The 22,025-nt window shown below is 68.2% G+C and carries 12 protein-coding genes; 3 read left to right on the top strand and 9 right to left on the bottom strand.

Annotation, left to right across the window (positions count from 1 at the left end):
* Nucleotides 1-240: 240 nt before the first annotated feature.
* Nucleotides 241-1,446, top strand: a complete 1,206-nt coding sequence (locus VNQ78_RS01595) for a glycosyltransferase family 4 protein (protein WP_414694034.1) — start codon at nucleotides 241-243, stop codon at nucleotides 1,444-1,446.
* Here the strand turns inward: VNQ78_RS01595 and VNQ78_RS01600 are convergent.
* Genes VNQ78_RS01600 through VNQ78_RS01615 form a run of 4 tightly spaced genes read right to left on the bottom strand, consistent with a single transcriptional unit; the run spans nucleotide 1,427 to nucleotide 13,940 of the window.
* The gene (locus tag VNQ78_RS01600; RefSeq protein WP_325685886.1) at nucleotides 1,427-2,047 is read right to left on the bottom strand and encodes a 4-phosphopantetheinyl transferase; all 621 of its coding nucleotides are present in this window, start codon (nucleotides 2,045-2,047) and stop codon (nucleotides 1,427-1,429) included. The genes VNQ78_RS01595 and VNQ78_RS01600 overlap by 20 nt on opposite strands.
* The gene (locus tag VNQ78_RS01605; protein WP_325685888.1) at nucleotides 2,044-6,663 is read right to left on the bottom strand and encodes a MupA/Atu3671 family FMN-dependent luciferase-like monooxygenase; all 4,620 of its coding nucleotides are present in this window, start codon (nucleotides 6,661-6,663) and stop codon (nucleotides 2,044-2,046) included. Before VNQ78_RS01605 ends, VNQ78_RS01600 begins: the two co-directional genes overlap by 4 nt.
* Entirely contained in the window at nucleotides 6,660-7,646 is a 987-nt protein-coding gene (locus VNQ78_RS01610) for a glycosyltransferase family 2 protein (RefSeq protein ID WP_414694032.1), read from the bottom strand. Before VNQ78_RS01610 ends, VNQ78_RS01605 begins: the two co-directional genes overlap by 4 nt.
* Nucleotides 7,647-7,658: 12 nt before the next feature.
* Entirely contained in the window at nucleotides 7,659-13,940 is a 6,282-nt protein-coding gene (locus VNQ78_RS01615; protein WP_325685892.1) for a type I polyketide synthase, read from the bottom strand.
* 309 nt (nucleotides 13,941-14,249) lie between these two features.
* Here VNQ78_RS01615 and VNQ78_RS01620 point away from each other — a divergent pair, with 309 nt between their 5' ends.
* Nucleotides 14,250-15,011, top strand: coding sequence for a WecB/TagA/CpsF family glycosyltransferase (locus VNQ78_RS01620; RefSeq protein ID WP_325685894.1), 762 nt, complete (start codon nucleotides 14,250-14,252; stop codon nucleotides 15,009-15,011).
* 6 nt (nucleotides 15,012-15,017) lie between these two features.
* Here VNQ78_RS01620 and VNQ78_RS01625 read toward each other — a convergent pair whose 3' ends face one another.
* From VNQ78_RS01625 to VNQ78_RS01645, 5 genes are all read right to left on the bottom strand, one after another.
* Nucleotides 15,018-16,058 (bottom strand): ABC transporter ATP-binding protein, encoded by a 1,041-nt coding sequence (locus tag VNQ78_RS01625; protein WP_325685896.1) that lies wholly within the window; start codon nucleotides 16,056-16,058, stop codon nucleotides 15,018-15,020.
* Nucleotides 16,055-16,837, bottom strand: a complete 783-nt coding sequence (locus VNQ78_RS01630; protein WP_325685898.1) for an ABC transporter permease — start codon at nucleotides 16,835-16,837, stop codon at nucleotides 16,055-16,057. The genes VNQ78_RS01625 and VNQ78_RS01630 overlap by 4 nt, the downstream gene beginning before the upstream one ends.
* Nucleotides 16,834-17,682: an ABC transporter permease subunit gene (locus VNQ78_RS01635; RefSeq protein WP_325685899.1), complete on the bottom strand. Its 849-nt coding sequence runs from the start codon at nucleotides 17,680-17,682 to the stop codon at nucleotides 16,834-16,836. The genes VNQ78_RS01630 and VNQ78_RS01635 overlap by 4 nt, the downstream gene beginning before the upstream one ends.
* A gap of 51 nt (nucleotides 17,683-17,733) precedes the next feature.
* Nucleotides 17,734-18,840: an ABC transporter substrate-binding protein gene (locus VNQ78_RS01640; RefSeq protein ID WP_325685901.1), complete on the bottom strand. Its 1,107-nt coding sequence runs from the start codon at nucleotides 18,838-18,840 to the stop codon at nucleotides 17,734-17,736.
* A gap of 134 nt (nucleotides 18,841-18,974) precedes the next feature.
* Nucleotides 18,975-19,814, bottom strand: a complete 840-nt coding sequence (locus tag VNQ78_RS01645; RefSeq protein WP_325685903.1) for a fumarylacetoacetate hydrolase family protein — start codon at nucleotides 19,812-19,814, stop codon at nucleotides 18,975-18,977.
* A gap of 142 nt (nucleotides 19,815-19,956) precedes the next feature.
* On the opposite strand from VNQ78_RS01645, the gene mutS reads away from it, so the two are divergent.
* Nucleotides 19,957-22,025 (top strand): DNA mismatch repair protein MutS (gene mutS / locus VNQ78_RS01650; RefSeq protein WP_414694033.1); only part of this gene is annotated, 2,069 nt, incomplete at its 3' end.

Raw genomic sequence — 22,025 nt, forward strand, 5'->3', positions numbered from 1 at the left:
CGCTGATTGCCGCAATCGCGACAGCTATCGTCAGGATTCCGCCCAGATCACCCTCCACTTGCTCAAGCGCGGTCTCTTATTGATACTCTCAATTGTCGGAGGAATCGCCAATCATTTCTTCTTTGGGTCGATTTTAGCGCATCAAATTCGCTCAACAGAACGAGAGAGTGACGATATTCCAGCCCAACCGGTGCCATATTACCGCCCTATTCGAGAGTTGAGTTGAAAAAATCTGACCCGCTGCGAATCGGTTATCTCGTAAATACCTATCCCCGGCCGTCCCACAGTTTCATCCGGCGCGAGATTGCCGCGCTGGAATCCCTGGGCGCCGAGGTCCATCGCTTTGCCATGCGCGGCGATCCCGATGCGCTGAAGGATCCCGAGGATCGGGCCGAGCATGAGCGGACCGAGCGGGTGCTGGAGGCAGGGGGCAAGCGCCTGCTGGCGGGCCTGATCCGCGCCGCCGCGGGGGACGCCGGGCGGGCGCGCCGGGCGCTGACCCTCGCGAGAGGCCGGGCAAAGGCGGGCGAGTCCAGCTTCGCCCGCCAGATCATCTATCTTGCCGAAGGGGTGCATGTCGCCCGCCGCGCGCGCGAATTGGGCCTGACCCATATCCACGCCCATTTCGGCACCAATTCCGCCCGCGTCGCCGCCTATGCGCGGCTGATGGGCGGGCCGGATTTCAGCTTCACCATCCACGGCCCCGAGGAGTTCGACCACCCGGCCGAACTGGATCTGGCCGGGAAACTCGCCCTCGCCCGTTTCTGCGTCACCGTCAGCAGCTATGGCCGGGCGCAGATATCACGCTGGGCGGCGGCGGAGGATCTGCCAAAGATCGAGGTGGTGCATTGTGGCCTCGACCTCGACCGATGGGACGCGCCGGCCCCCCTGCCCCCGCTGCCCCTGCGTCTGGTCGCGATCGGGCGGTTCGCCGAGCAGAAGGGCTTCGGCCTGCTGATCCGCGCCTTTGCCGAGGCGCGGCGCGTCAATCCCGACCTCTCCCTCGCGCTGGTCGGCGATGGCGAGTTGCGGCCGATGATCGAGCAGGTGATTGCCAGCGAAGACATGGGACAATCCGTGCGCCTGCTCGGCTGGCAGGATCAGGACGGTGTGCGCGCGGCAATCGACGCCGCCCACGCCCTCGTCACGCCGAGCTTTGCCGAGGGATTGCCCGTCGTCATCATGGAGGCGATGGCGCGCGCCCGTCCGGTCATCTCGACCTATATCGCGGGGATCCCCGAACTCGTGCGCCCGGGACAGGAGGGGTGGCTGGTCCCCGCTGGCGACCCCTCCGCCCTTGCCGCCGCCATGCTGGAGGCCGCGACGGCCTGCCCCGAAACTCTGCAACGCATGGGGATCGCGGCGCGCGAGCGGGTCCGCGCACGTCACGACATCCGGGACTCCGCGTCGCAGCTGGCCCGGCTTTTCAACGGGGCCACAGGCTGATCGCGAGGTAATGGCCGGCGGCACTGCCCCAGCGCGCGCCGATCAGCCGCCGGCCAAGGCAGGCCCGCACCCTGCCCTGCCGGATCACCGCCGGCACCTCGGCAAAGCCCAGCATTCGCCCGGTCAGCGGAAACTGCGCCTTGAACATCGCCTCCTTCACGCAAAACGCCAGCAGCGGGTCGGGCCGGTCGCTGCGAAAGGGCGCCACGACTTCGGCCAAGCCGTCAGGCGGAACGCGGTCCATCGCCTCGAGGTCGATCCCGACCGAGGGTCCGCCGGGCGGGGCCGCGATGGCGATGCAATACCCCCCGCCATGCGAAAGGCTGGCGCGGATGTCCGGCGGCAGGTCGGGCTGGCGGTCGGAACGCGCGGCGATGGGGCGCGCTGGCGACAGATCATGTCCCGCCGCGATGATCGCGCGGCGCAGGACCATGCGGCCAAGGGCGAATTCCCGTCTGCGCTTGGGCACGGCGCGGCGAACCGCCGCCTCCTCCTCGGGCAGCAGGGGATCGGGCGCATGGCCGAGCGGCAGGACCGCGCAGCCATAGCCGGGGGGCATCATGCGCCGCGCCAGGCCCTCCAGCGCCTCGGCATCGCTCATTGCCCGCCGCGCAATTGCGCGCGCAGCGCCCGACGCCTTGCCATCGCGTCATCGACCACAGGGGCCACCGCGACAACGGCTTCGGGCGCAGGAACCGGCGGTGCCGCCGCAGCCGCCGCCCCATTGCCCGAGGCGGGAGCCAACCCGCCGACATGGCGCAGGAAATCGGCCAAGACCGGGAAGCGGAAGATATCCGTCACCCCCAGCCGCGACAGCGAGAGCCGGTCGCGGATCGTCCGGTGCAACTGGATCGCCAGCAGCGAATGCCCGCCCAGAGCGAAGAAATTGTCGCGCGGCCCGATCGGCGAGACGCCCAGCACCTCGGACCACAGCGCCTGAACCGCCTGCGCCATATCCTCGCCCGCGGCGGCGGGAGCGGCGCTGGCCGGGACCGCGGGCGCGGGCGCCGCCGGGGCAGCCGCAGCCACCGCGCCGGGCGGCGGCAATTGCTTGCGGTCGATCTTGCGGTTCGGGGTCAGGGGCATCCTCTCCAGCCGGATGATCCGCCCCGGCACCATATGCGCCGGAAGATGCGCGATCAGCGCCTCGCGCAACTGCGCCTCGGCAAGTCCCGCATCGCCGGTGACATAGGCCACCAGCCGCTTGTCGCCGGGCGCGTCCTCGCGCACCAGCGCCACCGCCTCGCGCACGCCCGGCTGGCTGCCAAGTGCTGCCTCGATCTCGCCCAGTTCGATGCGGAAGCCGCGCAGCTTGATCTGGTGATCGGCCCGCCCGATATAGTCCAGCCCGCCATCATCGCGCCAGCGGACCAGATCGCCGGTCCGATACATCCGCGCGCCCCAAGGCGCGGCGCGATCTGCAGGCACGAACGGGTCGGGACGGAAGGCCGCGCCGGTCAGATCCTCGCGCTGCCAATAGCCGCGCGTCACGCCATGCCCGCCGATCCACAGCTCGCCCTGCGCACCGGGCGCGACGGGCGCGCCTTCGGGGTCGAGGACGTAAAGCTGGGTATTGGCGATCGGACGGCCCAGCGTCACCTCGGCCGCATCGGTCACGTCGGCGGTGGTCGACCAGATCGTCGTCTCGGTCGGGCCATACATGTTCAGGACCCGCGCCCGCGTCACCTTGCGGATATCGGCCAACAGCGCCGGCGGCAAAGCCTCACCCCCGACCATCACGCATCTGAGCCCTGCCATCGCCGAGGCGACCGCCGGGTCCGAAACCAGAATCCGCGCCATGCTGGGCGTGCATTGCAGATGCGTCACCTTCCAGCGCCGGATCTGCGCCGCGATCGAGAAGTCCCCCGCATCGGGCGCGTCCGAGGCCGGATTGACCTCCTCGCGCAGTTGCGCGAGCAGCGGGAAGAAGCCGGTGACCTGATCCGGGGCGATGCCGAAATCGATCAGGCAGGCAACCTCGCCCACGCCGATCCGCTTCAGCTGGTCGATGCGGGCAATCCCGTCCTCGACCGATCCGAACAGGCCCGAATCCTCGAAATAGCGCAGGAAGGCGAATTCGAGGATGCCGTCCAGCTCCTCCTCGGACAGGCTGCCAAGGTCGATGGCCATGGGATTGGTCATGCCCGCCGGGCGGCGGAAGGCCGGGAAATCCCAAGCATATTGCTTGACCAGCGCAGCCGCGCTGCGAAGGTAGTTCTTCATCGGCTCGCGCGAGATCTCACGCGCCGTCTCGCGGTCGGCGGCAAGGCAGGTGTGCAGCATCAGCGTGACGGTGAAATTCGCCGGATCATGCCCGGCCGCGCGCAAAGCCGCGTGATAATCCTTGATCCGCGCCTCGACCGTCTCGATGCTTTGGCCCAGCAGATGGGTCAGGACATTCATCCCCAGCCGCCCGGCCTCGACCCAAGTGTCGGGATTGCCCGCGACCGTCATCCATAGCGGCAATTCCTTCTGCACCGGACGCGGCTGGGTGGTGACGCCAAAGCTGCCGCCGCCCGCGCGCGGGAAATCCACCGCCTCGCCGCGCCACAGGCGACGAAGCTGGTCGATCCCCTCGATCATCGCGGTCTTGTTGTTCGGCGGCGCGTTTTCCGGGCGCAGGACGAAATCATCCGGCTGCCAGCCCGAGGCGATGGCAAGCCCCGCCCGGCCCCCGGTCAGGTTGTCTATCACCGCCCATTCCTCGGCCACGCGGGCGGGATGGTGCAGCGGCAACACGCAGCTTCCGGCGCGGACACCGATATTCCTCGTCACTGCCGCGACCGCCGCGCCCGAGACTGCCGGGTTCGGATAGGGGCCGCCGAAAGCGTGGAAATGCCGCTCGGGCGTCCAGAGGGCGACAAAGCCGTTCTCATCGGCGAAGCGCGCGCCGTCCAGCAGAAGCTGGTATTTCCGCGGCCCCGGCCCGTCGTCATTGCCCCAGTAGAAGAGGCTGAAGGCCATCCCGCCCCCCACCTCGCTGCGGGTCCGGGCAGGGGTCGCGCCCGAGACGGCAAGCCGCGATTCCTCGCCCGCGATCACTAACCTGAGGCCGCGCGCCAGCGACCAGAAGATCTCCAGCACCGAGATGTCGAAGGAGAGCGAGGTCACCGCAAGCCAGGCGTCGCCGGTGCTGTGCGGGATGACCGCATCCATGCCGACAAGGAAATTCGCGACATTGCGATGCTCGACCATCACCCCTTTGGGCCGCCCGGTCGAGCCGGAGGTATAGATCAGATAAGCAAGGTTTCCGGGCGTGACGCCGCTTTCGGGCGCCGGGACCGCATCCACCGGCAGGCTGGCCGGAATGGTCACGACCTGCGCCTGATGCTGCGGCAGGCGGTCGCCCAGCCCCTCCTGCACCAGCACGACCGGCGCGCCGCTATCCTCAAGGTAAAGCGCGATCCGGTCCGAGGGATAGTCGGGGTCGAGCGGCACATAGGCCCCGCCCGCCTTCCAGATCGCCAGCGCCCCGATGACCAGTTCCGGCGAGCGTTTCGCGAACAGCCCGACCGGCTGGTCCGGCCCGACGCCCAGTGCCACCAGCCGCGCGGCCAGCGCATTCGCGGCGCGCTCAAGTTCGGCCCGCGTCAGCACCCGGTCCTCGAAGGCCAGCGCCACTGCGTCCGAGTCTTCCGCCACCAGCTTCGCGATCAACTCATGGATGCAGGCAAGGTCGAGATCGACCACGGTATCGTTGCGGGTCACCAGCAGATCCTGCAATTCTGCCGGGTCCAGCAGCGAGATGTCGCGGATCGGCGTCGCGCCCGGCAGGATCAGCCCCGCATCCAGCGCCCGCGCCATGCGCTGCGCCTGCGCCGCGCTGACTCGCGCCGGATCATGCAGCAGCGCAGCACCCCCTTCGGTCAGCGCGATGGTCAGGGCCGAGCCCTCGACCAGCGCCAATTCGCGCAGGTTGATCGCAAGATCGGGACGCGCCGCCTCGCGCAGTTCCGGCGCGCGATGGAGCAGATCGGCAAGGAAATAGCCGCGCTTCGCCGCCTCGACCATCTCGGCCGAGACGCGCGCCGCAAGCTCGGCCAGCGTCATCTCGCCCCGCGCCGCGACCGAGAGGGGCTGCCAGCCCGCGACCAGAGGATCAGTTGGCAGATCGGCAGGCCGCAGGGCGAGGTCGAATTGCGGCTGCGCCGCAAGGCGCGCCAGCAGGGCGACGGCCAGCGCGACACGCTCGGGTGCTGCGCCGGGCATCAGGTCGATCCGCGCCTGCCCGCCCGAAGCCTCGCCGGGCAGCACGGCCGGGCTCATCGCCGCAAGGCGCTTGCGCCACCAGCCGTCATGCCTTGCCGCCGCATCCGCAAGCCCGGTCAGGCGGTCGCGATCCTCGACGGAAAGCGTGGGAATCACGCTGCCAACCTCGGGCGCGTCAGTGCGGAAGGCGAGCCTTACGGCCCCATCCGCCGCCGCGATCAGCGCGGTTCCGCCCTCGCTCACAAGGACGGTTCCGGCGGGGGCATTGCCCGGTTCGATCTCCTCCAACGCCGCGACGGGCAGAAGCTTGCCGCAGGCGAGGCGGACCTTGGCCTCGGTCAGGGGGTTCCAGTAGCCGCCGTGATCCAGACCGCGGACCAGTGCCCCGATCTCGGCCGCCGGGCGCGAGACGTCGATGATCCCGCCCGCCGCCGGGCGCTTGTCACGCCCGACATAGCTGCGCCGGGTCAAGTCCTGCGGCACCCGCGCCGGTCCCGCACCCTCAAGCTGGGCCACGACATCGGCGAAACTCTCGGCCCCGCGCGCAAAGCAGCGGGCGTTCAAGGTCAGCGCGGTGTCGTCGTCGCGCAGGTCGAACAGGCGTTGGGCAAGGATATCGCCCTCATCCACGCCGCCCTCGATCATGTGCCAGGTGATGCCGTGCTGCGCCTCCTGCCCGATGATTGCCCAGACCGGGGCGTTCAGCCCGGCGAGCTTCGGCAGCGGGCCGTCATGGAAATTGATCGCGCCGCGCGTGCCCCGCGCCAGCATCGCCGGGCTGAGGATCGAGAGGTTCGCGACGCTGAAAAGCCAATCGGCATTGGGGGCATCGGCAGAGAGCGGCGCATCCTGATCTTCGGCGCGCAGCCCCGCGCCTTCGGCCCAGGCGCGCAGGTCGGGATTGCGCGTGACCACGGCGGCGACACGGTGCCCGCGCCCGATCAGCGTTTCCGCCGCATGGCGCAAGAGAGACTCGTTACCGACCAGAATCGCGGAAAATTGCGTCATGGCTGACCCTTATCAACGTGAACAGGCAATGGCTGGCGACGAAGCGCATGGCGCGTCAGGCGCGCAAGGTGGCCGGGCGGAAGATCCGTCCCGCGGCGCTGAAGAAGGCAGCGGATGCCCCACAGCGCCGAGCCGCCCAGCAGCGCGGCGGTCGCCAGAAGCGCCCCGCCCCGACCATGATGCTTCTCGAAATAACGGCGGCGGGAATCGTACCAGTAATCCGGCACCCGCCTCCAGGTCTTCATGCCGGTGCTGGCCGAGCCGATATGCTCGACCTCGCTTTCGACGACGTAATGCGTCTGCCATCCCGCACCGGCGGCGCGACGGCAAAGGTCGGTTTCCTCGAAATAAAGGAAGAACCCCTCGTCAAAAAGGCCGATCCGGTCCAGCACGTCGCTGCGCATCATCATAGATGCGCCCGCAGACCAGTCGACCCGTCCCGAAACCTCGGGTTGCGGCATCGCGACCACCTTGTCCCGAAGCAGGCGCGTGACCGGGCCGGTGCGGCTCGCCGCCTCGAACTCACCCGCGGCCGAGGGGAAACGGAACGCCGTCAGATGCGGCGCGCCATCGGTGCCCCGCAGGCGCGAACAGGCGATCCCCGCCTCGGGATGCGCCACCAGATAGTCGCGCAGGATGCGGATCGCGCCGGGCTGCGGAATGGCGTCCGAGTTCAGCAGATAGACCAGATCCGGCCGCCGCCCGTCAGGCAAGCCCTGCCGGATGCCGTAATTGTTGCCCGCGCCGAAGCCGCCATTCCAGCCCGATTGCACCACCGCCACCCGGCCCGAGGCCAGCCAGCCCCGCGCCTCGGCTTCGGCCTGCATCTTCTCATGGGAGCCGTCGTCCGAGCCGTTGTCGACGATCGTGACCCCGCCATCGAGGTCCGCGATCTCGCGCAGCGCCGCCTCTGCCGCGGCAAGCGACATGTCGGGCGTGCGCCAGTTCAGGACGACGACCTGCACCGATGGATTGGTCGTCACGGTCATCTCTCCCTATTCCGCCGCCCTGGCGCTGGCCGAGGCATCGGCATCGGCCTCGCGCAGGATGTCACGCAGGACGCTGGCCATGCGGCGCACATTCGGCTCAAGCACCATGGAATCGTGGTCGCCCGGCACCTCGACGACGCGCAGGCGCGGCATCCACGGGGTCCAGCCGTTGTCCTCCAGCATATAGGTCCGGGCCGTGGTCACGAAGCGCCCGCCCGAGACCTTCCAGCGCGGGTCGAGCGGCGGGCGGAACATCGCGACCGGGCCGTCATAGGTGGTGATCTGGATGCCAGGCAACCACGAAAGGAACGCGGCCTCGATCGCGAGGTCGTGGAAGCTGCCCTCCTCGGCCGTGGCCCCGGCTTCCAGCGCCTGGCTTTTGCGGCGGCGCCCGAGTTCATAGCGGATGCGGTCGCCGACCCATTTGCTGACGAAATCCAACCCACCCTCACGGATCTCGCCCATGCGGATCATCATGCGGTCCTTGCGGCTCAGCCCCTCGCGCAGCGGCAGGGGTGTGTCGAGCATCACCAGCATCGCCACCACCTCGCCCGAGGCGCGGAGCTGGCGCGCCATCTCATAGGCGGTCAGCCCGCCGCCCGAGAAGCCGCCGATCAGATACGGCCCCTCGGGCTGCACCTCGCGCAATTCGGCGATATAGTCGCGCGCCGCCTCGGCAAAGCTGTCATGCGGCTTGTCGTCGCCCAGCAGCCCGCGCGCCTGCAGGCCATAGAAGCGCCGGTCTCCGCCCAGACGCTGCGCAAGCTGGCGCAGGTTCATCACATTGCCGAACATGCCCGCGACCATGAAGAAGGGCGTCCCCTCTCCGCGACCGCCCATATCGACAAGGAAGCGGCGCTTCGGGCCATCGCTGACCGGCAGCGCGCGGACATTGTCCGCCGCCGCAATCTCGCGCGGGCCGGTGCGCTCCTCGATCAGGGCGGCAAGCTGGGCGATGGTCGGCGCCTCGAACAGGGTCGAGATCGGCAGGTCCACCCCGAAGGCCTTGCGCAGCTGACCGAACATGCGGACCGCGATCAGCGAATGGCCGCCAAGGTCAAAGAAGCTGTCCGCCGCGCCGACCTGTGCGATGCCCAGAAGCTCGGACCAGATCGCCGCGAGTTCCGCCTGAAGACCCGGCGCCGGCGCGACGAAATCGCTGTCGAGGTCGGGACGCTCGAACCCGCCCTCGGCCGGGGCCACGTCCTGACTGACGCCCGCCTCGGCGATCAGCGCGTCGAGGTCGAGGGACGAGACATAGACCTGCGCAAGCCCGGTCGAGATCGCGCGCGACAGCATCGCCGGACCGATCGCGCCGGGAATACCCTGCCCGATATTGTGATGCAGCCGCCGCTCGGCCGGGGACATGCTGCGCGCGGGCTGGATGCGGGGCCGCGGCACGGCCGAAATCGCGGTCGAGAGCTTGCGCAGCGCAAAGCCCCGGATCTCGGCGCAGATGGTGCCATCGGGCGCGGCCAGCGTGATGTCGAACTGCGCCATGCCAAGCGCGTCGGTATTCTCGCCGGCATTGCGGATGCGGCTCGTCACCTCGGCCGTCAGCGGGCGGTAAAGCCTGATCGAGGCATAGCCCATCGGCACCCAGAGATGATCGGGCGACCAGCCCCGGATCAGCTGCATGGCCCAGCCCGTCGCGATGTCGAGAAGTGCCGGATGGACCAGCCAGCCCTGCCCGGCTTCGGCCCTGAACTCGGGCGCGAGCGAAAGCTCCGCCACCCCCTCGTCGCCCGAGATGCGGAAGCGGCGCAGCACCTTCCAGCGCGGGCCGAAATCCATCTGCCCCTCCTGCGCCGAGGAGAGCGCCCTGCCCGCGCCGTCGCTGTCCCACGGACCCGAGGCGACAAGGCTGCCCGAGGCCACGCCATCCAACGGTGAGACCAGCGCCGCGACATTCAGGTCGCCCTGCGGATCCTCGAGGATCTCGACCCGGAAGGCATCGCCCTCTGGCTCAAGCCGGGTGGTGACCAGCGCGGTGTCGCTGACAAGAACGGGTCGCTGGAATTCCAGATCGCGAATTTCGATCGGCAGGGTCAGGCCGGTTTCCAGCGCCGCCTCGGCGATCAGTTCGATCCATCCGGTGCCGGGCATCAGCGCCTGCCCCGAGGCGGTCTTGTGCCCGCCGATGATCCAGTGATCCATCGACAGGGCCGAGCGGAACTCGCGCCCGCCGGGCAGCGGCATGGTCTGGTCGATCAGCGGCCGGTCGACCGGCGCGCCGGCCAGAACGGCATTCTCCAGCCCCAGCGCGCGGGCGGCCATGCCGGTATCGGCCCAGACGCCCCAGTTCACCGCAACCACACGGCCCAGCCCCGAGGGTGCGGCGCGCGCCACCGCGTTCAGATATTCGTTCGCGGCGACATAATCCGCCTGCCCTGCCGGCGCGATCACCGAGGAGGTCGAGGCGAAAAGCACCGTCAGCCGCACCGGATCGGGCGCCAGCGCCTCGATCAGCGCGCGGGTGCCCAGAAGCTTCGGCGCCAGCACGTCCCAGCTTTCGTCATCGGTCTTCGACGCGATCAGGCTGTCGCGGATCACCCCGGCGGCGTGCAGCACGACATCGAGGCCGCCAAAGCGCGCCCGCGTCTCGGCGATGGCGCGGGCCATGTCCTCGGGGCTGGTGACATCGGCGCGGATCGCGATGACCTCGGCCCCCAGCGCCTCAAGCTGGCGCAGCGCGGGGGCCACAGCACCGGCATCGCCGCGCGTCGTCAGCGCAAGTTTCACCCCACGCGGCGCAAGCGCCCGCGCAATCGCCTGTCCCATGCCGCCGAAGCCGCCGGTGATCAGGCAGACCGACCCCTCGGGGATGCCGGCAAGCCCGTCATCACTCAGCGCGACGCGCTCAAGCGATTGCTCGAAGCGGCGGCCGTCTCGCCATGCCGCGAGTGGCGCACCGGCCGGGGCCAGCGCCTCCTCCATCAGCAGGCGGGCGGTGGCCTCGACCCCCGTTTTGCCCTGCGGCAGGCGGATATCGACAAGGCGGGCCGCGACGCCCGGCATCTCATGCGGCAGGACGCGGATCGGACCGGCGGCGGTCGCCTTTTCCGGCGCATCAGCCGCCTCCTCCGCGACGCGCAGCGCGTCGTTGCAGATGGCGATCAGGTCAAGCCGGGCGTCGGGCAGTTCCGCCCCAATCGCCTGCGCCAGATGCAAGAGGCTGAAATAGCCGCGCTCCAGCCGACTGTTCAGCAGGTTCGATCCGGCGCGGAACTGTACGCCTTGCGTCAGCGACCACAGATGCAGGATGCGGTCCGGCACCATCTCCTGCCCGGCCAAGGCGGCCAGCAGCATCTCGTAATTCTCGCGGTCGGATTCCAGCGGCAGGGTAAAGCGCCCCTCGCCCTTGTCGGCGAAGGTATCCGCGATCTGGACCGTGGCGACGCGCTGGCCCTTGTCCCGCAGGAGGCCGGCCAGACGCTCGCCGATGCCCAGCTCATCCGCGAAGATCAGCCAGTTCCGCGTGCCATTGACCACCGGACCGCCCGGCCCGATCTCCAGCGCGGGCGAGGCGAGCTTCCATGCCGGACGCCAACCCCATTCCTCGGGCGCCTCGATACGGACCAACTCGGCCTCGGCCTCGGCCGCGGCATGGGCGGAGCGTTCGATGAAATAGCGTTTGCGCTGGAAGGCATAGCCCGGCAGCGACAGGCGCTGGCGGCGGGCGCCGCCCCAGATCTGATCCCAGTCGATCGACCCGCCGCAAGCCCAGACCTGCGCCAGGGCCGACATGAAATAGGTGTCATCGCCCGTCGCATGGTCCCGGTGCCGCAGGGTCGAGATAACCTGATTGGCATTGACCGCCGGATGCGCCTTGGCCATCGCCTGCATGGCGCGGCCCGGCCCGACCTCAAGGAAGATGCGGCCCGTGTCCTGCGCCAGATGCGCGATGCCGTCGGCAAAGCGCACGGTGCCGCGCAGGTGGCTGACCCAGTAATCCGGGCTCGTCGCCTCGGCATCGGTCAGGGGCTGGCCATTGCGGTTCGAGATGATCGGGATGCGCGGCGGGTTGAGCGGGATCGAGGCGAGGTAGGCCCGAAACTCGGCCATCACCCCATCCAGCAGCCGCGAATGCGCCGCGATCGAGATGGCGATGCGCTGGCACTCGACCTCGCGCGCGGCCATCAGCGCCGCAAATTCGTCAAGCTTCGCATCGGGGCCAGAGACGACCGACATGGACGGCCCGTTGACCGCCGCGAGGTCCAGCCCCAGCGCGGCCAGTTCGGTGGCGAAATCCTGCGGCTCCAGCGGGACGGAGAGCATGCCGCCCGCCGGCACCCGGTCCATCAGCAGGCCGCGCAGACGCACCAGACCGATGCAATCCTCGAATGACATCACCCCGGCGATGCAGGCAGCGGTATTCTCACCCATGGAATGCCCGATCAGCGCCGTGGGCTCGACCCCCCAGCTGATCCAAAGCTGTGCCAGCGCATATTCGGTGATCATCAGCAGCGGCAGTTGCAGCGAGGGTTGCAGCAGGCGGCGATCCGCCTCGGCCTCAAGCCCCGGTTCGGGCAGCCACAGCGCGCGCAGGTCGGTGCCATGCGCCGCCGCCATGTGGTCAAGGCCGCGATCCATCCATTCGCGAAAGACCGGCTCGGTCTCGTAAAGGCCGCGCGCCATGCCGGCATATTGCGCGCCACCGCCCGGCAGCATGAAGACGACCCCCGCCCCGTCGGCGACGGGCTGGCGGTCAAAGACAAGGCGCGGGTCGGGATCGGCCAGCATCGCCGCCGCCTCGGCCGCGTCATGGGCGACCAGCACGCGGCGGCGGTCGAACTGCCGCCGCCCCTGCGTCAGGGTGAAGGACAGATCCGCCATGTTCACGCCGGGATTGGCCCGAAGCCACGCCGCCAGCACCGCCGCATTCGCGTCCAGCGCCGCCTTGCTGCGACCGGAGACCGCGATGATGTGGAAGGGCCAGTCCGACTCCTCGGACGCAGGGGTCGCGGGCGGCTCCTCCAGCACGGCATGGGCATTGGTGCCGCCGACGCCCAGCGAGTTCACGCCCGCCCGCCTGATCCCGGCCAGCGGCCAGTCGCCAAGCTGGTGGTTGACCTCGAACGGCCCGCCCTCGAAATCAATCGCCGGATTCGGCGCCTCATAGCCAAGGCTGGCCGGAATCCGGCCGTGATGCAGCGACAGCGCGGTCTTGATCAGCCCGGCGCTGCCCGCCGCCGTATCGAGATGCCCGATATTCGTCTTGACCGAACCGATGCGGCACGGCCCCTGCCGCGTCCCGTCCGAGACGCGCGCATAGGCCTGATTCAGCGCCGCAACCTCGATCGGGTCGCCAAGCGCGGTGCCGGTGCCGTGGCATTCGACATAGCCGATGCTGTCCGAGGCGACGCCCGACATCACCAGCGCCTCGGCAATGGCCTGCGCCTGCCCCTCGACGCTGGGGGCGAGGTAGCCGGCCTTGGCCGCGCCGTCATTGTTGATCGCGCTGCCCTTGATGACTGCCCAGATATGGTCGCCATCGGCCAGCGCATCCTTCAGCCGCCGCAGCACCACCACCGCCGCGCCGCTGCCAAAGACGGTGCCCTGCGCGCGATGGTCGAAGGCATGGCAATGCCCGTCGGGCGACAGGATCTCGTTCTCCTTGTAGAGATAGCCGAGGCCATGCGGCATCTCGATGGTGACGCCGCCCGCCAAGGCCATGTCGCATTCGCCGGAATGAAGCGACTGGCAGGCCATGTGGATCGCCACCAGCGAGGTCGAGCAGGCGGTCTGCACGTTGATCGACGGCCCGGTCAGGTCAAGGATATGGCTGGCGCGGGTCGACAGGAAATCCTTGTCATTGCCGGTATGGCGCAGCAGGAAATGCCCGACGCCGTCGACAAGGTCGCGGTTCGAACAGACGTTCCAGTAGAAATAGCTGCCCATGCCGCAGCCGGCCCAGACCCCGATCGGACGGCGGAACGCCTCGGGCGGATGGGCCGCATCCTCCAGCGCATGCCAGCAGGTTTCCAGAAACTTGCGGTGCTGGGGGTCCATGATCGCCGCTTCCTTGGGCGAAAGCCCGAAGAACTCGGCGTCGAATTCGTCGAACTGGCCAAGGATGGCGGCGGCCGGGACATAGTTCGGATCGGCAAGGCGCGTCCGCGCCTCGCCCCGCGCGATCAGGTCGGCCTGTGGAACCGGCTGGATCGATTCGATCCCGCGGCAAAGGTTCTGCCAGTATTCGGCAACATTCGCTGCCCCCGGAAGTTGCGCCGCCATACCAATAATGGCGATATCCGTTTCCAACAGCTGGCTTTGATCCAAGGCCATGCATCCCTCATACAATTACAGAACGCCATTCCGAGCGAGAAATACTAAACAACTGATGCGCGTATTCGGCATAGCGAATCCTGACCCCTTCACCAACCAATAAAACCGTTTGGAGGCCTGCCTTTTTGGCCAGAATTATGCCCGTGCCGCGACTCGCTCCTTGATCTGGGACAAGCTCCGCGAAGAAGCGGCGCGAGGCGGGCCGGAAACGCCGCGCCGCACTCCCCCGGCATGTGGCAAGGAATGTCATTGCAATCGCGCCGGGTGGAACCCATCCTGCGGGTGATGCGGTGCGGGGTGGTTTAGATCATGCAGTTCAGTTTTCCCGACGGCAATTCGGTCCGCGTCAATTGCCCGGATGCCGAGACCCTGCTGGCCGAAGTGCGCGAGCGTCTGGCCCAAGATCAAGGATTCGCGCTGGCCACGATAAATGTCGATCATCTTCAACGGCTTGGCGAGGATGCGCGGTTTCGCACCGCCTATGCCGCGCATGATCTGGTCTGCGCCGATGGCAACCCGATCGTCTGGCTGGCGCGTCTGGCGGGCCAGCAGATCCGTCTGGCGCCCGGCTCGGACCTCGTCCTGCCGCTGGCACGCGAGGCGGCGGCGCAGGGCCTGCCCATCGCGCTGATCGGCAGCAGCGACGCCTCGCTGGCATTGGCAGCCGAGGCGATGCGGGCGCGGGTGCCGGGCCTGACCGTCGCCCTGACCCATGCCCCCGGCTTTCCCTTCGATCCCGAAGGGGCCGAGGCGGACGAGATCATCGGCCGGATCGCCGCCTCGGGCGCGCGGCTCGGCTTCCTCGCCCTCGGCGCGCCGCGGCAGGAGCTGTTCGCCATCCGCGCCCGCGATGCGCTGGGAACTGTCGGCTTCGCCTCGATCGGTGCCGGGCTCGACTTTCTGTCGGGGCACCAGCGGCGCGCGCCCAGACTGGTGCGGCAGGCCCGGATGGAATGGCTGTGGCGGATGCTGTCCAACCCCAAGCGCCTTGCCGCGCGTTATGCCAAGGGCTTCACCATCCTGCCCGGACATGCCGCCGCGGCGTGGAAACAGCGGCGAGGCGAGGCGTAAGCCGCCTCAATCGCCGTGCGCCAGCACCAGCCAGGTCGAGCGGTCGGCCGAGAAATGCACGATCTCTCCCGGTTCGGGCAGGGCCGCAGAAGGCGCGTTGAAGCGGTCCAGAACCACCTCGCGCCCGGCAACCGTTGCCCTGACCCGCTGGACGGAGCCCAGAAACTCGACTCCCGTGACCTCCGCCGGGATCCCCTCATCGGCCAGCGCCAGCCCCTCGGGGCGCGCCGCCAGCGTGATCGCACCGCCGTCGAGCGGTCGGTTCAGCGAAAACTCGGTCCCGGCGACCCGGACACGACCGGTGATCCGGTCCAGCACCTCGGCCTCGAAGCGGTTCAGCGTGCCGACGAAACCGGCGACGAAATCGGTGGCGGGGTGGTTATAGATCTCACGCGGGGTGCCGGTCTGGTCGGCGACGCCGCGATGCATGACGACGATCCGGTCCGAGATCGACAGCGCCTCCTCCTGATCATGGGTCACGAAGATGGTGGTGATGCCAAGCTGCTGCTGGATCGCGCGGATCTGGTTGCGCAGGCTGACCCGGATCTTGGCGTCCAGCGCCGAAAGCGGCTCGTCCAGCAGCAGCACGCGCGGACGCGGGGCCAGCGCGCGGGCCAGCGCCACCCGCTGCTGCTGGCCGCCCGAAAGCTGCCAGGGGAAACGCGCGCCAAGGTCGGGCAGCCCGATCAGGTCCAGCATCTCGGCCACCCGGCCGGCGCGGTCGACCTTTGCCACGCCCGCGACCTTGAGGCCGAAGCCCACATTCTCGGCCACGGTCAGGTTCGGAAACAACGCATAGGCCTGAAACACCATGCCGATCTGGCGTTGGTTTGGCCTGAGCCGGGTCACGTCCTGCCCGTCGATCAGGATGCGCCCCACGCTCGGCGCCTCGAAGCCCGCGACCATGCGCAGCACGGTGGTCTTGCCGCAGCCCGACGGCCCGAGGAAGGACACGAACTCGCCCTTCTCGACATGCAGGTCGAAATCATGGACCACCCTGGTGCTGCCGAAGGATTTCTGCAGGTGGTCGAGGACGAGGAAAGTCATTTCGCGCTCCTTCCGGCGCCGAAGACGCGCGAGATCAGTTGCATCAGCCCCATGCAGCCCCATGTCGCCGCAAAGGCGATGACGGCAAGCGCGGCAGGCTCATAGGCGCGGTTCGCGCCCAGAAGCTGCATATAGGGCCCGAAGGCCGGGCGGTTCAGCAGCGCGGCCATGGTGAACTCGCCAATGACGATGGCAAAGCTGAGAAACGCCCCCGACATCACCGCGCCCAGCACATTGGGCAGGACAAGCTGGCCGATGATCCGCGTCCAGCCCGCGCCCAACGATTGCGCGGCCTCGGTCAGCGTGCGCACGTCCAGCGTCGAAAGCCCGGTATCGACGGCGCGATACATATAGGGCAGCGCCAGCGTGGCGTAACCGCAGAGCAGCAGCAGGTTCGTGCCATGCGCCGTGCCGGTCAGCGGCAGCCATGACGAGGTGTTGAAAAGCCGGATATAGCCGAACACCACGACGATGGCCGGGATGACCAGCGGCAGCAGGGTGATGAACTCGATCACCGGTCTCAGGCGCGGCAGGCGCAGCCGCACCCAATAGGCGGTCGGCACCACGATCAGCACCCCCAGCAGGATGGTCAGCAGCGCCATCGCGACGGAATAGCCGAAGGTCGCGTGAAAATTCGGATCGGCCAGCACCGAGCGATAGGCGTCGAGCGAATATTCCCCGCGCCGCATCCTCAGCGAGAATTCGACCGTCCCGATCAGCGGCAGCAGGAAATAGAGGCTGCCGAGGATGATCGCGCCCCAGGACCAGACATGTCTCATCGCATCCACCTCTCGGCGCGGCTGCGCATGATCACATAGGCGAGGTTCGCAAGGCCTGTGACGACGATCATCCCGAAGGCCATGGCATAGCCCAGATGCGGATCCTGCAGCACATCGCCCCGGATCTGCGCGAACAGCATGATCGGTACGATCGAAAGCGAGGAGCCGGTCAACGCATAGGCGGTGGCGACGGCCCCGAAGCTGTTGGCGAAGAGCAGCGCGAAGGTGCCCAGAAGGGACGGGAACAGGATGGGCAGCGCCACCATGCGCCAGTACTGGCCGGTCGAGGCGCCCAGAACCTCGGCCGCCTCGCGCCATTCGCGCTTCAGCCCCTCCAGCGCGGGGGTGATGATCAGGATCATCAAGGGGATCTGGAAGAACAGATAGGTCAGCGTCAGCCCCCAGAAGCTGAGCAGGTTGAAGCCCATCGCATAGATGTTGATGCCGAACCATTGTCGCAGCAGCATCGTGACCAGCCCGACCCGGCCCAGCGTCGCGATGAAGGCGAAGGCCAGCGGCACGCCCGCGAAGTTCGAGGCGACGCCCGAAAAGGTCATCAGCGGCCCTCGGACCCATGCCGGGATGCCGCCCATCACCACCGCCGCCGCCATGGCAAAGCCGATCAGGCAACCCAGCGCCGCCGAAGCCAGCGAGATCTGGATCGAGATCACGAAGCTCTCGACGATCCGGGGCGAGGACAGCCCGGCGAGGTTCGCCAGCGTGAACTCTCCGGCCGGGTTCTGGAAGGCGCCGATCACGATATTCATCGTCGGCAGCACCAGAAACAGCAGGGCGAATGCGAAAAAGGGCAGGACGCCCAGCCAGTTCCAGCCAAACCTGTTCATCACCGCCCCATCGTTATGGCGGCCCCGCCTGCAAAGGGCGGGGCCATCACGTCATTCCTTGACCGCGGCGCCGACGACGCTGTCCCAACCCTCGGTCACGACCTTCTTGTTGGCCTCCTGCTGTTCCAGCGTCGGGAAGATCGCCTTTTCATAAGCCGATGCCTCGGGCAGCGCGTCCAGCAATTCCTGCGGCACCTTGCCGTTCTTCACCAGATCGTTGAAGCGGATCGGGTGGCAATAGCCCTTGAGCCAGCCAAGCTGCCCCTCGTCCGAATAGAGATATTCCATCCACAGTTTCGCGGCGTTCGGATGCGGCGCAAAGGCCGAGATCGCCTGCACATAGACGCCGGCGACGACGCCATCCTCGGGGATGATGACCTCGACCGGCGGGTTGCCGTTCAGGCCGTCGCGCCACGAGAGGAGGTTGTAATCCCATGCGGTGACGATCGGCGTCGCGCCCTGCGCGATGGTCGCCGACTTGCCGATCACCGGGACGAAGTTCCCGGCCTTGTTTACCTCGGCCATCAGTTCGAGGCCCTTCTGCCCCGAAGCCTCGCCCGCCTCGCCGCCATTGGCGATGCCCGCGGCCAGAACCGAGATGATCGCCTGCGCCGAGGCGCGCGGATCGCCGGCCAGCGCGAAGGCATTGGCATATTCGGGCTTGGTCAGGTCTTTCCAGCTTTTCGGCGCCGCATCCACCAGATCGGTGTTCACGCCAAAGGCCATCACCCCGTAATAATCGCCATACCAATAGCCTTCGGCATCCTTGGCATCCTCGGGGATCGTGTCCCAGGTCGCGACCTTGTAGGGCTGGATCAGCCCCTCGGCCTTGGCCTGCGGGCCGAAGGACAGGCCGACGTCGATCACGTCGGGGGCCTGCGGTCCCTTGTTGTCCTTGTTGGCGCGGATCGCCTCAAGCTCATCGGCCGAGCCCGCGTCGGGGTTCAGCTCGTTCACCTGGATCTCGGGGTATTTCTTCTTGAAGCCGTCGATCACCGCGCCATAGCCGCACCAGTCATGCGGCAGGGCGATCGTCGTCAGCATGCCTTCCGCCTTGGCGGCGGTTTCCAGCGCCGCCAGATCCTGAGCCGTGGCGGCCCCGGAAGAAACCAGGGCGATCAGGGCGGCAATCCCCGCCGCAGTGGATTGATACGTCATGTCGCAAACTCCGTTCGGACCCGAGCCGCAATCGGCGGCCACCCTGCCACCTAGCGCTGCCCCGTGACAGTCTAGCGACACAACCCCCTGCCCTTCAAAGCGAATTTTTCGATCCCGCCCGGATTTTTTCCCGCTCAGGGAATGATCGTGGCGCGGGCCTGCATGGTCTGCCCGGCCAGATTGTATTCGACCTCGATCCTCTGCCCCGGCGCGGGTGCATCGAAGCTCGCGAAGGAGCCGAGCGAGATGATCGAGCCGGGTTTCAGCTCATAGCCGCCCTGCTCGACCAGCCACAGCACCACGTCGAGGGGATGGCCAAGCAGCAACTCTCCCCGCGCGACGGCGATGGTGTCCCCGTTCAGCCGCAGCGAGACGTTCATCTCCTCCAGCGCCTCGACCGGATCCTCCAGATCGGCAAGCGCGATGCCCTTGCCCATCACCCCGCGCCATGGCGTGACGCCATAGGCCGCCATCAGCGGCCCGGTCGGGACAGAACCGCGCGAAAGGGCGATGTCGGGAAACTCGATGAAGGGGCGGATCTCCGAGAGGGCGGCGGCCGCCTCCTCGCGCGTGCGGGCCCGCATGATCGAGCTGTCGCGGACGACGACGACCAGATCCGCCTCGTAAAGGGGCGAGCGGCTGCCCTTGAGGCTGACGCGCGCGCCATCCGCCAGCAGCATGGACGAGAAGAGGAGGCCCGCGACCGGCTCCTCGATATCGAAGCGTTTCTGGACATCGCGCGAGGTGAAGGCGACCTTCACCCCCACCGGCGCGCCAAGCTCGGCCTCCAGCACGGCGCGGAACGAGGTATAGGCGCAGCGGGCATCGTCCATGTTCCGAACCAGAGGATCGGGCAGGCGCTGTCCGGCGATCCAGCCGCGCGCCGCATTCTGCATCAGCGACACATCCGGGCAGGCGGCTTCTGCCGCCGTCAGGCTGCAGCACAATGCCACCGCCCCCAACACTGCTTTCATTCAGGCCCTCGAACCACATATTTTGCGCTACGATGCACCAAGCAAGGCTAACTGTCACCGCAGATTCAACATACTCGGGCGCGCGATGTTTGCATCGCCGTCATCATCCAATAGAAGGACTTACCGCGACACCGCAAGGCAGATGATGACCGACCAACCGACCCCGATGATGGCCCAGTATCTCGCGATCCGCGAAGCCAATCCGGGGGCGCTGCTGTTCTATCGGATGGGCGATTTCTACGAGATGTTCTTCGAGGACGCCATCGCCGCCTCGGCTGCGCTGGACATTGCCCTGACCAAGCGCGGCACCCATCTGGGCGAGCCGATCCCGATGTGCGGCGTGCCGGTCCATGCCGCGGAAAGCTATCTGCTGACCCTGATCCGCAAGGGCTTCCGCGTCGCCATCGCCGAGCAGATGGAGGATCCGGCCGAGGCGAAGAAGCGCGGCGCGAAATCGGTCGTCGCCCGCGACGTCGTGCGCCTCGTCACCCCCGGCACCCTGACCGAGGAATCGCTGCTGGAGGCGCGGCGGCACAATTTTCTGGCGAGCTTCGCCACCGTCCGCGACGAATCCGCGCTGGCCTGGGTCGACATCTCGACCGGAGAGTTTCGGGTCATGCCCTGCCCCGCGCCGCGCCTTGCGCCCGAACTGGCCCGCCACGCGCCGCGTGAATTGCTGGTCGCCGAAGGTGCGCGCCTTGACGAGGTCGCGGCCGAGGCCGGTGCGGCGCTGACCGAGCTTCCTTCCGGCAGCTTCGACAGCGCGGCGGCGAACCGGCGGCTTTGCGCGCTCTTCCAGGTCGAGACGCTGGAGGGTTTCGCCAGCTTCTCGCGCGCGGAACTGGCGGCGATGGGCGCGATTGCCGATTACCTCGACCTGACACAGAAGGGCCGGATGCCGCTCTTGCGCCCGCCGATCCGCGAGGCGATGGGTGGCGCGATGCAGATCGACGCGGCGACGCGGCGCAACCTCGAACTGACGCAGGCGCTGTCCGGCGGGCGCGAAGGCTCGCTGCTGTCTGCAATCGACCGCAGCGTCACGGCGGGGGGCGGGCGGCTGCTTGAGCGGCGGATCAGCGCGCCCTCACGCGATCTGGACCTGATCCATGCCCGGCAGGCCGCGGTCGCGCATCTGGTCGGCGAGCCGCGGCTGACGGCGGAACTGCGCGACGCGCTCGCGCGCGCGCCGGACATGGACCGCGCCCTGTCGCGGCTGGCGCTGGAGCGGGGCGGCCCCCGCGACCTTGCCGCGATCCGGGCCGGGCTGACGCAGGGCGCCGCAATCGCCGCCATGCTTGGCGACGGTGAAATCGCCGTGCTGGTCGAGGCGGCGCGCGACCTGACCGGGCATGACGAAATCATCGACATGCTCGGCGATGCCCTGGTCGCCGAGCCGCCTTTGCTGGCCCGTGATGGCGGTTTCGTCGCGCCGGGCCATGACGGCGATCTGGACGAAACGCGCCGTCTACGCGACGAGGGGCGCGGCGTCATCGCCCGGATGCAGGCGGATTACATCGCCGAAACCGGGGTCCAGAGCCTGAAGATCAAGCACAACAACGTGCTGGGCTATTTCATCGAGACGACCTCGACCCATGCCGAGCGGATGCTGGCCGCGCCGCTGAACCAGCGCTTCATCCACCGCCAGACCACCGCGAACCAGATCCGCTTCACCACGGTCGAGCTGAGCGAGCTTGAGACGCGCATCCTGAACGCCCGCGACCGCGCGCTGGAGATCGAGCGCGAGGTGTTTGCCCGCCTCTGCGCCGCCGTGCTGGACCGCGCGCCGCAGATCGGGCAAGCCGCGCGCGCGCTGGCCGAGATCGACCTGACCGCCGCATTCGCCGATCTTGCCACGGGCGAGGGCTGGAGCCGCCCGCAGGTCGATGCGAGCCGCGCCTTCCTGATCGAAGGCGGCCGCCATCCGGTCGTCGAGCGCGCGCTGAAGCGCAAGGGCGAGGCTTTCGTTGCCAATGACTGCGACCTGACCACGGGCGGCACGCCGGCGATCTGGCTGCTGACCGGCCCCAACATGGCCGGGAAATCGACCTTCCTGCGCCAGAACGCGCTGATCGCGGTGCTTGCGCAGGCCGGATCCTTCGTGCCGGCGCGGCGCGCGCATATCGGCCTTGTCAGCCAGCTTTTCAGCCGGGTGGGCGCGGCGGACGACCTTGCGCGCGGACGCTCGACCTTCATGGTCGAGATGGTCGAGAC

It is taken from the genome of Paracoccus sp. (in: a-proteobacteria) (assembly GCF_035556475.1).
In the GTDB taxonomy this organism is placed as follows: domain Bacteria; phylum Pseudomonadota; class Alphaproteobacteria; order Rhodobacterales; family Rhodobacteraceae; genus Paracoccus.

Coding starts and splice junctions, on each gene's coding strand:
- VNQ78_RS01600 (WP_325685886.1), bottom strand. CDS start 2,047: ATGAGCGATGCCGAGGCGCTGGAGGGCCTGGCGCGGCGCATGATGCCC.
- VNQ78_RS01620 (WP_325685894.1), top strand. CDS start 14,250: ATGCAGTTCAGTTTTCCCGACGGCAATTCGGTCCGCGTCAATTGCCCG.
- VNQ78_RS01645 (WP_325685903.1), bottom strand. CDS start 19,814: ATGAAAGCAGTGTTGGGGGCGGTGGCATTGTGCTGCAGCCTGACGGCG.
- VNQ78_RS01625 (WP_325685896.1), bottom strand. CDS start 16,058: ATGACTTTCCTCGTCCTCGACCACCTGCAGAAATCCTTCGGCAGCACC.
- VNQ78_RS01635 (WP_325685899.1), bottom strand. CDS start 17,682: ATGAACAGGTTTGGCTGGAACTGGCTGGGCGTCCTGCCCTTTTTCGCA.
- VNQ78_RS01605 (WP_325685888.1), bottom strand. CDS start 6,663: ATGACGCAATTTTCCGCGATTCTGGTCGGTAACGAGTCTCTCTTGCGC.
- VNQ78_RS01640 (WP_325685901.1), bottom strand. CDS start 18,840: ATGACGTATCAATCCACTGCGGCGGGGATTGCCGCCCTGATCGCCCTG.
- VNQ78_RS01615 (WP_325685892.1), bottom strand. CDS start 13,940: ATGGCCTTGGATCAAAGCCAGCTGTTGGAAACGGATATCGCCATTATT.
- VNQ78_RS01630 (WP_325685898.1), bottom strand. CDS start 16,837: ATGAGACATGTCTGGTCCTGGGGCGCGATCATCCTCGGCAGCCTCTAT.